We start from the raw sequence: 16,661 nt of genomic DNA on the forward strand, positions 1-16,661 counted from the left end.
GGGGTCAGATCCTTTTCCTTCGGAAAAGAGATCTGACCCCCACAATACCGGCGGCGCTACCATCATCATTGATGGCCTAGAATGCAGGCATGACCACGTTGTTCATATCCGACCTGCACCTGGACCCCAGCCGTCCGGAGATCACCGACCTGTTCCTGCGCTTCCTGCGCGAGCAGGCGCCCGGCGCCGATGCGCTGTACATTCTCGGCGACCTGTTCGAGGCCTGGATCGGCGACGACACGCCCTCTCCGGCCGCCGATGCGGTGGCCGATGCGTTGAAGGTGCTGTCCGACAGCGGCGTGCCCGTGTACTTCATCCGCGGCAACCGCGACTTCCTGCTTGGCGAGGACTATGCGCGCCGTGCCGGCCTGCGCATCCTGCCCGACCCGTGCATGATCGAGCTGTACGGCCGCCCGGTGCTGCTGCAGCATGGTGACCTGCTGTGCACCGATGACATCCCCTACCAGCAGTTCCGTGCGCAGACCCGCGACCCGGTGTTCCAGGCGCAGTTCCTGTCGCAGCCGCTGGCCGCACGCATCGCCTTCGCGCAGAAGGCGCGCGAGGCGAGCCAGGCCCGCCAGTCGGAAATGAAGCAGGGCGATCGTGCGCAGTTTGAGACCGTCACCGACGTGGCCCCGTCCGAAGTCGATGCTACCTTCGTCCGCCACGGCGTGGACACCATGATCCACGGTCACACGCACCGTCCGGCCATCCACGCACTGCAGGCCGGTGGACGCGATTGCATCCGTATCGTGCTGGGTGACTGGTACGAACAGGGTTCGGTGCTGCGTGTGGATGCCAACGGCTGGTCGCTGGATACGCTCGCCCGCGATTGATGGATCGCAGGATGCCAACCAGGGTTGGCATCTACCCGAGCCGGTGAACGCGCCCGGGTAGACGCCGCCGCTTGGTCGGCGCTTGGCCTCAGCGGAAGGCCGCGATGGTGGCCTTGGTGTTGACCAGCACGCGCTGGTTGTCAGCGGTACTGGCATTGCCCATCGGGATGCCGTTGTAGCTGATGTTCGGGTTGGACCAGTAGTTCAGGCGCGGGCAGCTGCGGGTGCAGTTATAGGCCATGATCGTGCGCCAGCCGGTGCCGCTGGACGGCTCATAGCGGTAGCCGTGGCCATAGGCGTAGGGCGATGTGCTCGGGTCGGTGGCGATGTCATGCCGCGCGCTCTGCAGGTGGCCGATCTCATGCGCGAATGAGTAGTAGCCGGTCGCGCAATCCCAGTACACCGCCGCAAACGCCGTCGACGCGGTCGAGCCAATCCCCGAGGCCAGGCCGCAGTAGGCACTGTTGTTGATCAGCAGCACGCCGACATCGGCCGCGGTGGTGTTGCGGCTGGTGTGGATGCTGTCCATGTAGCCGTCGCTGGTGCCACGGAAACGCGACAGGTCGGTGGTGAAGTTGCCAGACTCGCTGTAGCTGGTGGTCTCGTAACCGGCCAGTTGCAGCGTCAGGCCGACGTTGCTGTTGCCGTAGCCCTGGTTGGACTCGGCCACCGCCAGCTGCACCAGCGACTGCATGTTGCCGCCATAGGCGGCGACGGCGGCATTGGTCGCCACCACCAGCACACGGATGGTCGCCGGCGTACCGGACGATGCCTGCGCGATGCCGATGCGATCGTTGTTGCCCATCGGGATCTTCGGCAGCTGGTTGTAGTCGGCCGGATGGTCGGCCGGCATCCGCGATTCATCCACTTCCACCAGCACGTGGCGGTTGCCCAACGGGCGCAGGCGATACAGCTTTCCATCCTTGCGGATCGAGCCGGTGACGGTGTCGCCCGAGCGCACCAGGATCAGCGAATTGCCGGGGTCGTCCTGGCCGTTGGAGGTGGCCGCGGTCAGTTTGTCCGAGGGCGAACGGAACTGGCCGTACCAGATGCTGCCGCCATCGGGCAGTGCTTCGACCTTGCTGCGCACCGCCTGCACCCGCCGGCCGAGCAGTTCGAATTCCAGCTGCGGTTGTGCAGTGGCTGCTGCATCGACACGCACTTCCTGTACCGTCGCCGTGGACGGGGTGGCCAGCAGCTTGCCCAGTGCGGGCTCGCTGTTTGCCGATGCGCGGCTGATGACCGTCACCGGCTCGAACAACGGTGCCGCATGCGCGGCCGCTGCCACCGACAAACCCAACACCAGGCCACCTGCCGCTTTGCCAATCGATCTGGACAACATTGCGTCGCTCCTTGAATGATGTGAACAGCGTTGATGCAGCACGACCCGGTGTGCCGGGTCTGACCATATGGCCTGCGCGGGGCGTGTGAATTCAATAGGCGAGAGAAGTGAAAATCAGGATTTGTGATCGACCGCATCTGGATTAAGTAAGGTCAAAAGCGTTGCTACACGTCGCGAATACACCGCTTTCGCGCTACCGTGACGCAGCCACGACGGGGAATGCACATGGCACCATCGCAGGACACGGACGAAGATGTCGGCTTGCTGCGGATCGGGCTGTTCTTCGATGGCACCCGCAACAACGCACACAACCTGGCCCGTGGCAGGCCCCAGCTGCCGCAGCCGCGCCCGGCGCAGCTGCGTGCGGATGACGATTCGACCTACCAGAGCCGGTTGACCAGCAGCTACGACAATGGCCTGACCAACATCGCCCGCCTGCAGCAGCTGTACCCGGACAGCCGCAGCGGGACATCGGCGCCCCCGTCCCTGTCGATCTACGTGGAAGGTGTCGGTACCCGCGATGACGCCGACGACGACCTGATCGGACTGGCGTTCGGCATTGGCGCCAGCGGTGTGCGCGCCAAAGTGCAGCGTGCGCTGCAGGTGCTGCTGCCGGCGGCACTGGGTGCACTCGCTGCACGCTGGCAGCGACCACTGCGTGGCGTGCAGCTGGATCTGTTCGGCTTTTCACGGGGTGCGGCCGCCGCGCGCGATGTGGCCAACCAGTTGCAGGCCTGGGATCGCACCCGCTGGCGGCAGCTGTTGCAGGCCGCTGGCCTGTCCTGCACAACGGACTTCGCCCCGGCCGATCCGCCGCTGCGCTTCATCGGCCTGTTCGACACGGTGGTTGCGGTCAGCGGTGGCCGCACCGACGAACAACCTCACCTCGCGCTGCATGCAGGCGTTGCCAGGCAGGTGCTGCAACTGAGCGCGCGTGACGAGCATCGCCAGCACTATCCATTGACCAGCGTGGCGCCAACGTTCACCGAGATCGCCCTGCCCGGCGTACACGCCAACATCGGCGGCGGCTACAACCAGCTCGAAGAAGGGCCCAAGCTGCTCAGTCGCCCGCGCCGGCAGCTGCTGCGCCGCCCGAGCGTGGCCGAGTACCAGACGCCACCGCTGGCGATCCTGCAGGCGACCACGGCCTACGCCGAGGCGCAGGCCGACGCCGAGCGCTGGCGGCAGCAGTTGGGCCTGGACGAAAAGGAAGTCTGGGTGGATGTCTGGCACCAGTGGCAGCAACAGCGTCGCGCCGGCAGCCGCAGCGTAGTGCTGTCACCGGTGCTGTACGTGACGGCGGCCGTGGTGTTGCGCCGGCGCATCGACTGGCGCTACCAGCTGATCGCGCTTCAGGTGATGCAGCAGCATGCCATTGATGCCGGCGTGCGATGGACGGCCAATGCCAACGCAGTCCCCGGCTGGGAGCTGCCGTCCGCCCTGCAACCCATCGCACGACGACTGGTGGCCGGACAGCCACTGACGCAAACCCAGGAGGCGCTGTTGCGGCGGCGTTACCTGATGCAGTCGGCGCACTGGAACTTCGACGCGCTGGGCGACACCGCACTGACCTACGCCGCCGATGCCGGCGTCAGCGAGCTGCCGTACCGGCCGGGCCCCGGCCTGTTCTACATCAACCGTCCAACGGTGGATGGCAAGCGCGTGGTACTGCCGAACGCATGAAAAAAAGGGACGGAGGGATCAAGTCGTTTTGGCACAAACGACTTAATTCCCTCCGTCCTTTTTTTCAAACGGCCTGCTCGACCAGGTTGGCGAGTTCGTCCGCATCGAATCCAGCCAGCAGGCGCGCTTCCATGTTGAACGGCCCATGCAGGTAGCCGCCGGCGTACTCCACCAGCAGCTCCTTGAAACGCGCGCGCGGCTCGACACCGGCGCGGTCGCAGTACCAGCGATACCAGCGCGAACCGGCGGCAACATGCGCCACTTCCTCGCGCAGGATCACCTCCAGCACATCGGCGGTTTCGCCATCACCGACATTGCGCAGCTTCTCGATCATGCCCGGGGTGACGTCCAGGCCACGCGCTTCCAGCACGCGCGGCACCAGCGCCATGCGCGCCAGGCCGTCATGCGCGGTCTTTTCGCACATTTCCCACAGACCGTTGTGTGCGGGGAAATCAGCATAGTCGTGGCCATGCACCTGCAGGCGCTCGTGCAGCAGCATGAAATGCCGCGATTCGTCATCGGCACAGCTGACCCAATCAGCATGGAACGCCGACGGCAGGCCCCGGAACCGGTACACCGCGTCCCAGGCCAGGTCGATCGCGTTGAGCTCGATATGGGCGATGGCGTGGATGAAGGCAGCCCGCCCTTCCACGCCGCCCAGTCCACGCCGTGGTACCTCGCGCGGATGCACCAGCACCAGTCGTCCCGGACGACCCGGCATGCAGATCGGATCCGGCGGCGGCGCATCCGCGGCCACCTTCAGGCGACCGGCACGGAACGCGGCCGCATACGCCTGGGTCAATGCAACCTTGCGCAGCGGATCGGCTTCAGCCAGGCACTGCTGCGCAGCGCGCAGCAGGTCGCCACCAACGTCGGGCACATCCACCACGCCTGATCCTCAGGCGCGGCGCTTGTGCTTGGCATCGTCCGAACGCAACTGCTGGATGCGCTCGAAGTAGCCCGGCTCGATACCGGTCGGGTAGTGGCCGTTGAAGCAGGACGAATCGAAGCTGCGCAGCGCCGGGTTGCCTTCGCTCACCGCCGCTTCCATGTCTTCCAGGTCCTGGTAGATCAGCCAGTCGCAGCCCAGGTGGGCCTCGATCTCTTCCACCGTGCGGTTGTGCGCGACCAGCTCTTCGGCCGCCGGCATGTCGATGCCGTAGATGTTCGGGTAGCGCACCGGCGGCGCGGCGCTGGCCAGGTAGACCTTGCGCGCGCCGGCATCACGGGCCATCTGCACGATCTGCTGGCTGGTGGTGCCACGCACGATCGAATCGTCCACCAGCAGCACCACGCGGTTGCGGAACTCCAGGTGGATCGGGTTGAGCTTGCGGCGCACCGACTTCACGCGTTCCCCCTGCCCCGGCATGATGAAGGTGCGGCCGATGTAGCGGTTCTTGATGAAGCCTTCGCGGTACTTCACCCCGAGCACATTGGAGATCTCCAGCGCGGCATCGCGCGAGGTATCCGGGATCGGGATGATGGTGTCGATGTCGTGGTCCGGGCGCAGGCGCAGGATCTTCTCGCCCAGCTTGATGCCCATGCGCATGCGTGCCTTGTGCACCGAGACGTTGTCGATCATCGAATCCGGTCGCGCGAAGTACACGTATTCGAAGATGCACGGGGTGTGCTCGGCCGGCTCGGCGCAGATTTCCGAGAACAGCTCGCCGCGCGCGGTGATCACCAGCGCTTCGCCCGGCTGCACGTCACGCACGCGCTGGAAACCCAGTACGTCCAGTGCAGCCGACTCGGACGCCACGATGTACTCGTCGCCTTCTGCGTGGCTGCGCTTGCCCAGCACCAGCGGACGGATGCCATGCGGGTCGCGGAAGGCCACCAGGCCCAGGCCCAGCACCACGCTGACCACTGCATAGCCGCCCTTGCAGCGGCGATGCACGCCGGCCACCGCGCGGATCGCGGCTTCCGGGCTGAGCTGGCGCTGCTGCTCCAGTTCGTAGGCAAACACGTTCAACAGCACTTCGCTGTCCGAATCGGTGTTGACGTTGCGCCGGTCCTGTTCGAACACCTGCTGGCGCAGCGCCTCGGTGTTGATCAGGTTGCCGTTGTGGGCCAGCGCGATGCCGTAAGGCGAATTCACGTAGAACGGCTGTGCCTCGTCCATGCCTTCCGAACCTGCCGTCGGATAGCGCACGTGCGCGATGCCGACGCTGCCTTCCAGCGTGGACATGGTGCGGGCGTCGAACACATCGCGGACCAGGCCGGTGGCCTTCTGCACCCGCAGGCGGCTGCCATTGGCGGTGGCGATACCTGCCGCGTCCTGGCCGCGATGCTGGAGAACGGTCAAGCCGTCATACAACTGCCCGGCGACGTTCTGGTTGCCGACGATTCCGACGATGCCACACATGGTGCGAGGTCTCCGCTGGGCTGTGCCCAGTTACAAGGAAGGTGGCCGTACCTGGCCGCGGTGGTCGCCGCGCCTGCGGTCGACATTGGCCGGATCGTCCGGCTCGATACTGTCCGGCAGTGCTGGGGCGTCCGGGCGCACTTCGGCCGGATCGTATGCATCGCCCTGTTCCGCTTTCGCGGGCCGCAGCCATCCGCCGCCCGCCACTACCTGGTTGAGGATGCCATTATCGCCTGCCGCGCCCGGCTTTCCCAACCCGGCGCCTGCGTTCTTCCCCAATTCCATCAATGCAGATGGGGACAGCATGTCGGTCGGCAAGGCCTTGGGCAGCATGTCGGCGCCGGGTACCTGCCAGTGCGGCAGCTTCCCGTTCATCCAGGCCACGGCCGGATTCAGCACCGGGCGAACCGCCGAGCGCTTCCAGGAGGGCTCGGCGGTCAGCGGGGTGAAGCCGGCCAGCAGCACCAGGATCGCCGCGATCAGGCCACCGCGCACGGCCCCCAGTACACCGCCCAGCAACCGGTCCAGGCTGGTCAGCATGCTGCGGTGGATCATCGCCTTGATGACCATGCCGATCACCGCGACCACGATCATCACGCCAATACCCACGCCCAGGTAGCCGCCGACGAAATGTTCGCCGCCAGGTGCCGCGGGTGCCGCCCACCAGCGCGCGGCATCGTTGCCGAAGGCGAAGGCCGCCCACGCGGCCAGCAGCCACGACAACGTGCCGATGACGATTCCCACGAAGCCACGCAGCATCCCGAGCAGGGTCGAGGCAGCGATCACGATCAGCAGCACCACGTCGATCATGGCGCCCCGCTCCTTCGGCGGCGCTGGCAACGGGCCTGCACGTCGGTCATGGGTGCGGTCGGACCATGCCGGCGACGCCAACCTTGGCGGCGACCTGCGCCTTCAGCTGTTCGGCGTCAGCCCGGTTGGCCACCGGTCCGACACGGACGCGATGCAGGGTGCCCTTTTCGGTACGCACCTGCTCGACGAAGGCGCTGAAGCCGGCAGCACGGACCTTGTCACGCAGCGCATTGGCATCGCTGGCCTGGCCGAACGCGCCCAGCTGCACGGCGAAGCCGACGCCGCTGGCCGCCGGTGCAGCCGGCGTGGCCGGTGCCGTCGCCGGCTTGCTGGCGGTGGCCTCCGGCTTCGGCTCGGGCTTCGGGGTTTCGGGCTTCGGCGCCGGCTTCGGCGGCTCGGGCTTGGCCGCCGGAGTGGCCGTCGCAGTCGGCGTACTCGGCGGCAGGCTTTCGCTGCGCACCGGGTTGCTGCTGGCGGACGGCGAGGTGGCTGCGGACGGGGTACTGGCGCTTGGCGTAGCCGGTGCCGGGGTAGCTGCCACCGGGGCGCTGCTGCCCGTTGCGGCATCCAGAGTGATCACTTCGGCCTTCACATCGGCGCGGATCTTCACCGCCTGCAGCCGGGCCGCCTCGGCCTGTGCACGGTCGGCATACGGCCCCACGCGCACACGCCATGCCTGACGGCCGTTGATGGTAGTCGCTTCTGCGAAGCCCGGCAGCTGCGAGCGCTGCAGGTAGGCGATCACGGCATCGGCGTCGGCCTTGCTGCCGTATGCGCCGAAAGTGACGGCGTAGTTGCCGGCGGCAACCGCCGGGGACGTGTCCACGGTCGGCGGCGTGGCCGGCGTGGCGGCCTCCTGCAGCGGCTTGGCCTGCCCGGTCTGCAGGCCGGTAGCCCCACCGGCCGGGGCCACCAGCGGCAGTTCACGGGTTTCGAACTGGCCATCGGCCGGTGCATCCGGCGCGGCGATCGGCACCGAGGCCACGCCGCTGTCCGGTGCAGGCCCCTTGACCAGCATCGGCAGGAAAATCACGGCCAGTGCAACCAGCACGATGGCACCAATCAGACGCTGTTTCAGAGGCGTATCCACGTGAGGCGGCAACTGTCCGGAGGTTGCGGTCGATTATACGGGTGCCGGACCGGACGGCGTCGGGATTGGCTGAACGTGGCTCAGGCGCTGCCCTGCAACCACTGCAACGCGGCGGCAGCGGTATGGAAGGAGCCAAACACCAGTACGCGTTCACCGCGCTCGGCCCGGGCCAGTACCTGCGCCAGCGCCTGTTCGACCGAAGCGGCCAGCTGCGCGCTGCCAGCAGCGGTCTCGGCCAGGCGCGCCTGCAACTGGGCGGCACTCTGGCCGCGCGGGCCGTCCAGGCCGGCAAGGGTCCACTCGCCAACCACGCCCTGCAATGCCTGCACCACACCCGCCGCGTCCTTGTCCTGCAATGCGGCATACACCGCCAAGGTGCGCCCGGCCGACGCCTCGGCCTTCAGCGCGCGCGCCAGCTGGCCCGCCGCCTGCGGGTTGTGCCCGACGTCGACGCGGATCTGCACACCGCCACGCTCGAACGCCTGCAGGCGGCCCGGAATGCGCGCCGCCGCGATACCGGCGGCCCACGCCGCGCGCGGCACCGGCTTGTCCAGCGCGCGCAGCGCGGCGATGGCCGCACCGGCATTGGCCAGCTGGATCGGGCCGGCCAGCGCCGGGGTCGGCAGCTCCATGCGCAGGCCGACATCGCGCCAGCGCCAGCGCTGGGCGTCGATCGGCTCGTAGAAGTAATCACTGCCGCCGCGGATCGCGTTGGCACCGACCAGGTAGGCACGCGCGAGCACGCTCGAGGGCGGGTCGGTCTCGCCCAGGATCACCGGCTTCCAGCCGCGGATGATGCCGGCCTTCTCGGTGCCGATCGCCTCGCGGTCCTCGCCCAGCCATTCGGCGTGGTCGATGTCCACGGTGGTGATCACCGCCACGTCGGCATCGACGATGTTGACCGCATCCAGGCGGCCGCCCAGGCCCACTTCCAGCACCGCCAGGTCCAGCCCGGCGTCGGCGAACAGCTGCAGCGCAGCCAGCGTGCCGTACTCGAAATAGGTCAGCGTGGTCTCGCCACGCGCGGCCTCGACCGCACTGAACGCAGCGACCAGCGCGGCATCGTCCACGTCCTGGCCGTCGATGCGCACGCGCTCGTTGTAGCGCAGCAGGTGCGGCGAGGTGTACGCGCCGACCTTCCAGCCGGCGGCACGTGCAATGGCTTCGATGAAGGCCACGGTGGAGCCCTTGCCGTTGGTGCCACCGACCACGATGGTGCGCTTGGCCGGCGCCCCCAGGCCCATCGCCGTGGCCACGGCGCGCACGCGCTCCAGGCCCATGTCGATGCTCGCCGGATGCTGGCGTTCAATGTAGTCCAGCCAGTCGGCCAGGGTGGTCGGGGTGTTCGTCACGGCAGCGGTTCCAGCAGAAGCAGTTGGTGCGAGGGGATCGATCAGAGTGCGCGGTGCTTGGCTTCGCCGAAGAACGGCGTGTGGTGGGCGCAGTCGTTCAGGCGCACCACTTCCAGGCTGTCAAGGTCGGCGCCTTCGAGCAGGTTGAGCGTGGTCGGTGCCTGGCGGAAGGTCCACAGGCGGGAGATCGGCAGGCCCAGCACCTTGCACAGGATCACGCGGTTCACCGCGTCATGGGCAACCACCAGCAGGGTGTCGTGCTCGCCGAGGCCGTCGGTGGCGCGGGCCAGGCCGCGCCAGCTGCGCTCCAGCACCAGGCGCAGCGATTCGCCGCCGGGCATCAGCACGGTATCCGGCTCCTCGCGCCAGGCCTGCAGGCGCGACGGATCCTTCTCGTGGATCTCGCTGGCCAGCAGCCCTTCCCATTCGCCGTGGGCGATTTCCTGCAGTTCCGGCTCGGTCAGCAGCATGTCGGCACGGGCGGCGCCAAGCGCCAGCTGCGCGGTGCGCTGCGCGCGCGACAGCGGCGAGGCGACGGCACGGGTGATGTCGACCGAGGCCAGGCGGGCACCCAGTGCCTGGGCCTGGGCTTCGCCGATCGGCGACAGCGGGATGTCGATCTGGCCCTGATAGCGGCCTTCGGCGTTCCACGGCGTTTCACCGTGGCGGGCAAGCAGGATGCGCATGCGTGCAAGGGGTCCTGGGGGGAGGAGGTTCCCGCGTTTCGTTCACATCCTGTGAAGTGCGCGGAACACGGATGATACCTGTTCGGCGCGCCGGGTCGGGGCGGGCATGAAAAAACCCCGCGACGTGGGTCGCGGGGTTTCGGAATTCCCGGCCATCGGGTCGGGTTTGCCGGCCAGCGGCCGGCACTACCGCAACCGGTTTATTTCGCCAGGTTCAGTTCCTTCAGCAGCTGCGGCGCCGGCGCCACTTCCTGCATGATCCACTGCATGTAGCGGCTGTCGACGGCGATCATGCGGGTCATCACCGGGTCGAACACCCAGTTGGAGCTGACCGATTCCCAGTTGCCATCGAATGCCAGGCCGACCAGCTTGCCGTTGGCGTCCAGCACCGGCGAACCCGAGTTGCCGCCGGTGATGTCCAGGTTGGACAGGAAGTTCACCGGCACCGAACCGATGCGCTTGTCTTCCAGGCCGCCATAACGCTTGGCCTTGACCGCATCGAGCAGCGCCTTCGGCGAATCGAACGGATCTTCACCGGTTTCCTTCGCCGCCACGCCTTCCAGGGTGGTGAACGGGGTGTACTTCACGCCGTCCTTGCCGTAGCCCATGACGTTGCCGAAGGTGATGCGCAGCGACAGGTTGGCGTCCGGGTAGACGAACTCGCCCTGGCTCTTCTTGTAGTCGGCCACGGCCTGCAGGTACAGCGGACGCGCGGTCAGCGATTCACCTTCGCGGATCTTCTTCTGCTCTTCCTGTTTCAGCAGTGCCGGCATGACAGCCACGGCGTACTGGATGGCCGGATCGCTGCTGGCTTCGAATGCGGCACGGTCGGCGTTGAACCATTTCAGGCGTGCGTCAAGGCTGCCGAGCTCGGTGCCCGACAGCTTGCCCACCAGCGCCTTGACTGCGTTGGCATCGCTACCGGCCAGCCACTTGTTCAGCACTTCATTGTCGCGCTGCGCGGCCGGCAGGGCCACGTACTGCTCCAGCCAGTAGGCCTGCAGCTGCTGGTCCATCTTCGCCACATAGCGGCGGTCCATCTGCTTGAGGCCACCTTCGATGGTGGTCAGGTCGCGTTCCTGGTAACCGGCTTCGCGCTCGGCATCCGGCTTGCTGCGCTCGATCGACAGGCGGTACAGGGTGATTGCCGCACCAACGGCCGAGGTGTTGTTGAACTGCCCGACGAACAGGTCGCGCTCGCGGGTCGCCTTGCTGGTATCCAGGTGCTTGACCAGCTGCGCGTGCGCCGCCAGGGCCGGCTTGCCGGCGGCACCCTGCTTCTTCAGCCAGGCCAGCACGGCAGCTTCTTCAGCCTGCTTCTGGCCGGCGGCGTCGATGCGCTTGAAGCCTTCCAGCTGGCCCAGGTAGTTCTTGGCCACGTTGTTCATGCTGGCGGCGGTGGCAGCGTACTTCACCTTGACGTCGGCGTCGGCCTTGCCGGCGTCGGCGATCATCTTCAGCACGGCGTTGTAGTGCTTGGCGATGGTCGGGTAGGTGAAGCTGGCGGTTTCGTTGAACTCACCGGCCAGCGCGTAGCGGTTGGTGCGGCCCGGGTAGCCGGCCACCATCACGAAGTCGTCGGCGCCCAGCGGCTGGTCGGCGAACTTCAGGAAGTGCTTGGGCTGGTACGGCACGTTGTCGGCGGCGAAGGCGGCCGGCTTGCCATCCTTGCCGACGTAGGCGCGGTAGAACGAGAAATCGCCGGTGTGGCGCGGCCACATCCAGTTGTCGACGTCGCCGCCGAACTTGCCGACGCTGCCCGGGGGCGCGTAGACCAGGCGCACGTCCTTGATTTCCATGTTGCGGAACAGGCGATAGGTGTTGCCGCCGGAGAAGCTGTACAGGCGGCAGCGGAAGCCGGCATCGGCTTCACAGGCGGCAACCTGGGCCTTGTCGAAGGCGTCCAGCGCGCGACTGCGGGCCAGCGGGTCGTTGCCTGCGGCGGCGATGGCGGCCTTGGCCTGGGCGGTGACGTCGGTGATCTGGTCGAGCACGAACACGCGGGCGTTCGGGCCGGCGCTCAGTTCGTCCTTCAGGGTCGGCGCGTTGAAGCCGTCCTTGATCAGGTTCTTCTGCGCGGTCGAATTCAGCTGGATGGCGCCATACGCGCAGTGGTGGTTGGTGACCACCAGGCCCTGCGGCGAGACGAAGCTGGCAGTGCAGCCCCCCAGCGCAACCACCGCACCCATCGGGTCACCGGTCAGGTCGGCCAGCTGCTCCGGGGACAGCTTCAGGCCGGCCTTCTGCAGCGGCCCGGCAATTTCCGGCAGCTGCTGCGGCACCCACATGCCTTCTGCGGCGTGGGCGACCTGGACCAGCCCAAGGCTGGCGACGATGGAGAATGCAAGCAGGTTCGAGCGCATGGAGCGGCCCCTGGTAGTGGAACCCTCGATTGTAGCCCGCCGCCCTGCCCCGGCCCGAACCCCGGAAGTCATGGGCCTGCTTCTTGCTCTGCGCACATCGGCCGCGCACACGGAATCGTCCAGAGGGGGCGTGGTCACCCTGCCCCGGAATCAGGGAGGCGCTGCTGTTCGCAGTACGTTCGAAACGCCCGCCGGCGCACGCCTTTCGTTCCGCCACTGCACCCGCAGCGCAACATGGGAAATCCGCGCGGCACCCTATAATCCGCGCTTTCCCCCTGATGAGTTCCACCCCGATGGCGCAGCAAACGATGAAGGCCCTGGTCAAGCGCGAAGCAGCCAAGGGCATCTGGATGGAAGAGGTTCCGGTGCCGACTCCGGGCCCCAACCAGGTGTTGATCAAGCTCGAGAAGACCGCGATCTGCGGTACCGACCTGCACATCTACCTGTGGGACGAGTGGAGCCAGCGCACGATCAAGCCGGGCCTGACCATCGGCCATGAATTTGTCGGCCGCATTGCCGAAATCGGCCCGGGCGTGACCGGCTACGAGATCGGCCAGCGCGTCTCGGCCGAAGGCCACATCGTCTGCGGCCACTGCCGCAACTGCCGCGGCGGCCGCCCGCACCTGTGCCCGAACACCGTCGGCATCGGCGTCAACGTCAATGGTGCCTTTGCCGAATACATGGTGATGCCGGCCAGCAACCTGTGGCCAATCCCGGACCAGATCCCGTCGGAGCTGGCCGCGTTCTTCGACCCGTACGGCAACGCAGCGCACTGCGCACTGGAATTCGACGTGATCGGTGAGGACGTGCTGATCACCGGCGCGGGCCCGATCGGCATCATCGCTGCCGGCATCTGCAAGCACATCGGTGCGCGCAACGTGGTGGTGACCGACGTCAACGACTTCCGCCTGAAGCTGGCCGCCGACATGGGCGCCACCCGGGTGGTCAACGTCGCCAACCAGTCGCTGAAGGACGTGATGAAGGAACTGCACATGGAGGGCTTCGATGTGGGCCTGGAAATGAGCGGCAACCCTCGTGCGTTCAACGACATGCTCGACTGCATGTACCACGGTGGCAAGATCGCCATGCTGGGCATCATGCCCAAGGGTGCCGGCTGCGACTGGGACAAGATCATCTTCAAGGGCCTGACCGTACAGGGCATCTACGGCCGCAAGATGTACGAGACCTGGTACAAGATGACCCAGCTGGTGCTGTCCGGCTTCCCGCTCGGCAAGGTGATGACCCACCAGCTGCCGATCGACGACTTCCAGAAGGGCTTCGACCTGATGGAAGAAGGCAAGGCCGGCAAGGTCGTGCTCAGCTGGAACTGATTCACCGTGCCCTCGGCACGTTGAATCAGTCCGCGCATGTTTCCTTATCCCCGCGCCATTGGCGCGCCCCCTTGAACAACAAGGGGGCTCTCCCCCGGATGGGATCAAGAACACTGCGGAATTGAAAAAGGCGCCCGATGGGCGCCTTTTTCGTAAAGCATGCCAGGCAAGCCTGGCACCTACCGAAGCAAGGGTTACTTGCCGATGGCCACGGTCAGCAGCACGCGGCTGTGTGCCAGCTTGCCCGAGTTGTCACGGCCATTGCCGTCGGTACCGTAGTAGCCCAGGCCGACGTTGAACAGGCCGAACTGGCGGCTGACGCCGACGTTCCAGTCGGTGTAGTCCTTGGCCAGGCCCTTCTCGAAGCTGCTGCGGCCGACATTGGCGTTGAGGGTGAAGTCACGCGGCAGGCCCCACTGGCCGCCGACACCGTAGTACCAACCGTCGGTGCCGCTGTTCCACTGGTCATTGGTGTAGGCCACGGTCAGCTTGTAGGTCTCATCCAGCGTGGTGGTGGTCACCAGCTCGTTGTAGTTCTGGTTGCTGGCACCGATGTAGGTATAGCGGTTCAGCAGCACATCGAAGTTGACGCGCGGGGTGACGTCCACGCCGTAACCGATCTGGTAGTCGACCTCGGTGTTCGGGTCGCCCGGACCAAAGTCCACGCCCGACCCCCAGACACCGGCATACAGGCCTACCGGCGAGGTGTAGGTGAAACCGGCCTGCAGGGTCGGCTTTTCGTCGGTCTGCGAGACACCACGGAACAGGTAGTCCGACACGGCGGTGACGTTCCAGCTGTACGGCGATTCGTTTTCCTGGGCACTGGCGGCGAACGGGGCAGCCAGGGTCAAGGCAGCGGCAATGGCGAGGCAGGCACGGGCGTGCTTCATGAGCGTCTCCGGTGGGGGCGGTGGCGTGGAAGGCCGAGGGCGGGCGTATCGGCCGGAACGGGACAGCTCCGGTTCACGAATTTTTAACCACTTTGCTATTGCGATGCAACATGTGCCGGCCGTGGCGATGCCCCGCCCGGGCCGGTCGGCGAGCGGCGATGCCCGTTAGAATCAGCGGTTTCCCGTTCAGAGCCGTGCCCACGCCATGACCGACGCCTCCTCCGCCCTGACCCGCCACTACGCCGAGGAACTGGACGCCATCCGCGCCCAGGGCCTGTTCAAGTCCGAGCGGATCATCACCAGCCCGCAGTCGGCCGAGATCACCCTCGACGACGGCCGCAAGGTGCTGAATTTCTGTGCCAACAACTACCTGGGACTGGCCGACCATCCGGACCTGATCCAGGCCGCCAAGGACGCACTCGATACCCACGGCTTCGGCATGGCCTCGGTGCGCTTCATCTGCGGCACGCAGGACCTGCACAAGCAGCTGGAAAAGCAGATCGCCGACTTCTTCGGCAAGCAGGACACCATCCTGTACGCGGCCTGCTTCGACGCCAACGGCGGCCTGTTCGAGCCGCTGCTTGGCGAGAACGACGCGATCATTTCCGATGCACTGAACCATGCTTCGATCATCGACGGCGTGCGCCTGTGCAAGGCCAAGCGCTTCCGCTACGCCAACTGTGACATGGCCGATCTGGAAGCCCAGCTGCAGGCCGCCGATGCCGCCGGCTGCAAGACCAAGCTGATCACCACCGACGGCGTTTTCTCGATGGATGGCTTCATCGCGCCGCTGGACGAGATCACCGCGCTGGCAAAGAAGTACAACGCCCTGGTGCACATCGACGAATGCCACGCCACCGGCTTCCTTGGCGCCACCGGCCGCGGCTCGGCCGAAGTGAAGGGGGTGCTGGAGAAGATCGACATCATCACCGGCACTCTGGGCAAGGCCATGGGCGGCGCACTGGGCGGCTTCACCTGCGCCAGCGCCGAGGTGATCGAACTGCTGCGCCAGCGCTCGCGCCCGTACCTGTTCTCCAACTCGCTGCCGCCGCACGTGGTGGCCGCCGGCATCAAAGCGTTCGAAATGCTGGCTGCCGCTGACGACCTGCGCAGCACCCTGGCCGAGAACACCGCCTACTTCCGCGAGAAGATGACCGCCGCCGGTTTCGACGTGAAGCCGGGCGTGCATCCGATCAGCCCAGTGATGCTGTATGACGCACCGTTGGCGCAGAAGTTCGCCGAGCGCCTGCTGGAAGAAGGCATCTACGCGATCGGCTTCTTCTTCCCGGTGGTGCCCAAGGGCCAGGCCCGCATCCGTACCCAGATCAGCGCCGCGCACAGCCGCGAGCACCTGGACCGGGCGATTGATGCGTTCACCCGCATCGGTGTCGAACTGGGCGTGGTCAAGGGCTGATCACGGCCGGGGTCGGATCCCTTTCCGCAGGAAAGGGCTCTGACCCCGCACGGTCAAAGCGTGCCGACCGAGGTCGGCACCCACTGGCGTCACTTCTTTTTCTTCTTGCCCTTCGGCTCTTCCTTGCTGGCCACCACTACCGGCTTGGCGGCAGCGTCCTGGCCATTGCCCTTGGCAACGCGGATGCCGTTGGCCTTCATCCAGGCATCGAACTCATCGGCGGTCATCTTCTTGTCGCCGTTGCTCATCAGGAAGCGGTAACTGCCGCGACCATCCAGCTCCGGGGTCTTCACTTCCACCACCGGGGTCTCGGCAGGCGTTTCCGCCTTGGCCACCTTCTTGTGGCCGCCGCAGGCGGCCAGCAGCACCATCGGCAGCAGCAGGCCTGCACAGCGCAGGGTTTGATTGAGGGTCAGGTGGTACATGGCAGGCTCCGTTCGGGAATGTCGACAGCCAGGCGCCCCCTACGCCTGGAACGGCGGCCGGCAACTGCCGGCCA

General features: G+C 66.6%; 14 protein-coding genes. 4 read left to right on the forward strand and 10 right to left on the reverse strand.

Annotated features, from left to right (window positions below; translation table 11 throughout):
* Positions 1-89 precede the first annotated feature (89 nt).
* Complete coding sequence (gene lpxH / locus ABGA94_RS08815; protein WP_095377045.1) at positions 90-836, forward strand: UDP-2,3-diacylglucosamine diphosphatase; 747 nt, start codon at positions 90-92, stop codon at positions 834-836.
* A gap of 88 nt (positions 837-924) precedes the next feature.
* Here the strand turns inward: lpxH and ABGA94_RS08820 are convergent, their stop codons facing one another.
* Positions 925-2,178, reverse strand: coding sequence for a M12 family metallo-peptidase (locus ABGA94_RS08820; protein ID WP_069138938.1), 1,254 nt, complete (start codon positions 2,176-2,178; stop codon positions 925-927).
* A 225-nt stretch (positions 2,179-2,403) separates the two neighbouring features.
* Between ABGA94_RS08820 and ABGA94_RS08825 the strand changes: the two genes are divergently transcribed.
* On the forward strand, positions 2,404-3,861 hold the full coding sequence (locus ABGA94_RS08825) for a DUF2235 domain-containing protein (protein WP_375367042.1): 1,458 nt from the start codon (positions 2,404-2,406) through the stop codon (positions 3,859-3,861).
* Positions 3,862-3,925: 64 nt separating this feature from the next.
* Here the strand turns inward: ABGA94_RS08825 and ABGA94_RS08830 are convergent, their stop codons facing one another.
* The 7 genes from ABGA94_RS08830 to ABGA94_RS08860 form a co-directional block, all read right to left on the reverse strand.
* The gene (locus tag ABGA94_RS08830) at positions 3,926-4,750 is read right to left on the reverse strand and encodes a ferritin-like domain-containing protein (RefSeq protein WP_065185786.1); all 825 of its coding nucleotides are present in this window, start codon (positions 4,748-4,750) and stop codon (positions 3,926-3,928) included.
* A gap of 9 nt (positions 4,751-4,759) precedes the next feature.
* The gene (purF, locus tag ABGA94_RS08835) at positions 4,760-6,226 is read right to left on the reverse strand and encodes an amidophosphoribosyltransferase (RefSeq protein WP_049414284.1); all 1,467 of its coding nucleotides are present in this window, start codon (positions 6,224-6,226) and stop codon (positions 4,760-4,762) included.
* A gap of 30 nt (positions 6,227-6,256) precedes the next feature.
* Positions 6,257-7,036 carry a CvpA family protein gene (locus ABGA94_RS08840; protein WP_005415448.1) on the reverse strand — a complete coding sequence of 260 codons (780 nt, stop codon included), beginning with the start codon at positions 7,034-7,036 and terminating at the stop codon, positions 6,257-6,259.
* A 46-nt stretch (positions 7,037-7,082) separates the two neighbouring features.
* Positions 7,083-8,126, reverse strand: coding sequence for an SPOR domain-containing protein (locus tag ABGA94_RS08845; protein ID WP_069138935.1), 1,044 nt, complete (start codon positions 8,124-8,126; stop codon positions 7,083-7,085).
* 80 nt (positions 8,127-8,206) lie between these two features.
* Positions 8,207-9,478 (reverse strand): bifunctional tetrahydrofolate synthase/dihydrofolate synthase, encoded by a 1,272-nt coding sequence (gene folC, locus ABGA94_RS08850; protein ID WP_111128350.1) that lies wholly within the window; start codon positions 9,476-9,478, stop codon positions 8,207-8,209.
* A gap of 41 nt (positions 9,479-9,519) precedes the next feature.
* Positions 9,520-10,164 carry a histidine phosphatase family protein gene (locus ABGA94_RS08855; protein WP_005415444.1) on the reverse strand — a complete coding sequence of 215 codons (645 nt, stop codon included), beginning with the start codon at positions 10,162-10,164 and terminating at the stop codon, positions 9,520-9,522.
* Positions 10,165-10,364: 200 nt separating this feature from the next.
* Positions 10,365-12,527: a S46 family peptidase gene (locus ABGA94_RS08860; RefSeq protein ID WP_375367046.1), complete on the reverse strand. Its 2,163-nt coding sequence runs from the start codon at positions 12,525-12,527 to the stop codon at positions 10,365-10,367.
* Positions 12,528-12,835: 308 nt separating this feature from the next.
* Here ABGA94_RS08860 and tdh point away from each other — a divergent pair, with 308 nt between their 5' ends.
* Complete coding sequence (gene tdh, locus ABGA94_RS08865) at positions 12,836-13,858, forward strand: L-threonine 3-dehydrogenase (RefSeq protein ID WP_005415442.1); 1,023 nt, start codon at positions 12,836-12,838, stop codon at positions 13,856-13,858.
* Between the two features lie 194 nt (positions 13,859-14,052).
* On the opposite strand, the gene ABGA94_RS08870 is transcribed toward tdh, so the two are convergent.
* Complete coding sequence (locus ABGA94_RS08870) at positions 14,053-14,748, reverse strand: TorF family putative porin (protein WP_134956049.1); 696 nt, start codon at positions 14,746-14,748, stop codon at positions 14,053-14,055.
* Between the two features lie 205 nt (positions 14,749-14,953).
* On the opposite strand from ABGA94_RS08870, the gene kbl reads away from it, so the two are divergent.
* Positions 14,954-16,162, forward strand: coding sequence for a glycine C-acetyltransferase (gene kbl / locus ABGA94_RS08875; RefSeq protein ID WP_005415440.1), 1,209 nt, complete (start codon positions 14,954-14,956; stop codon positions 16,160-16,162).
* 89 nt (positions 16,163-16,251) lie between these two features.
* On the opposite strand, the gene ABGA94_RS08880 is transcribed toward kbl, so the two are convergent.
* On the reverse strand, positions 16,252-16,587 hold the full coding sequence (locus ABGA94_RS08880) for a hypothetical protein (RefSeq protein WP_053501208.1): 336 nt from the start codon (positions 16,585-16,587) through the stop codon (positions 16,252-16,254).
* Positions 16,588-16,661 lie beyond the last annotated feature (74 nt).

It is taken from the genome of Stenotrophomonas sp. 3diitr2024, assembly GCF_042136455.1.
Classification (GTDB): domain Bacteria; phylum Pseudomonadota; class Gammaproteobacteria; order Xanthomonadales; family Xanthomonadaceae; genus Stenotrophomonas; species Stenotrophomonas sepilia.

Coding starts and splice junctions, on each gene's coding strand:
- kbl (WP_005415440.1), top strand. CDS start 14,954: ATGACCGACGCCTCCTCCGCCCTGACCCGCCACTACGCCGAGGAACTG.
- ABGA94_RS08860 (WP_375367046.1), bottom strand. CDS start 12,527: ATGCGCTCGAACCTGCTTGCATTCTCCATCGTCGCCAGCCTTGGGCTG.
- ABGA94_RS08880 (WP_053501208.1), bottom strand. CDS start 16,587: ATGTACCACCTGACCCTCAATCAAACCCTGCGCTGTGCAGGCCTGCTG.
- ABGA94_RS08820 (WP_069138938.1), bottom strand. CDS start 2,178: ATGTTGTCCAGATCGATTGGCAAAGCGGCAGGTGGCCTGGTGTTGGGT.
- ABGA94_RS08855 (WP_005415444.1), bottom strand. CDS start 10,164: ATGCGCATCCTGCTTGCCCGCCACGGTGAAACGCCGTGGAACGCCGAA.
- ABGA94_RS08870 (WP_134956049.1), bottom strand. CDS start 14,748: ATGAAGCACGCCCGTGCCTGCCTCGCCATTGCCGCTGCCTTGACCCTG.
- purF (WP_049414284.1), bottom strand. CDS start 6,226: ATGTGTGGCATCGTCGGAATCGTCGGCAACCAGAACGTCGCCGGGCAG.
- ABGA94_RS08840 (WP_005415448.1), bottom strand. CDS start 7,036: ATGATCGACGTGGTGCTGCTGATCGTGATCGCTGCCTCGACCCTGCTC.
- ABGA94_RS08825 (WP_375367042.1), top strand. CDS start 2,404: ATGGCACCATCGCAGGACACGGACGAAGATGTCGGCTTGCTGCGGATC.
- tdh (WP_005415442.1), top strand. CDS start 12,836: ATGAAGGCCCTGGTCAAGCGCGAAGCAGCCAAGGGCATCTGGATGGAA.
- lpxH (WP_095377045.1), top strand. CDS start 90: ATGACCACGTTGTTCATATCCGACCTGCACCTGGACCCCAGCCGTCCG.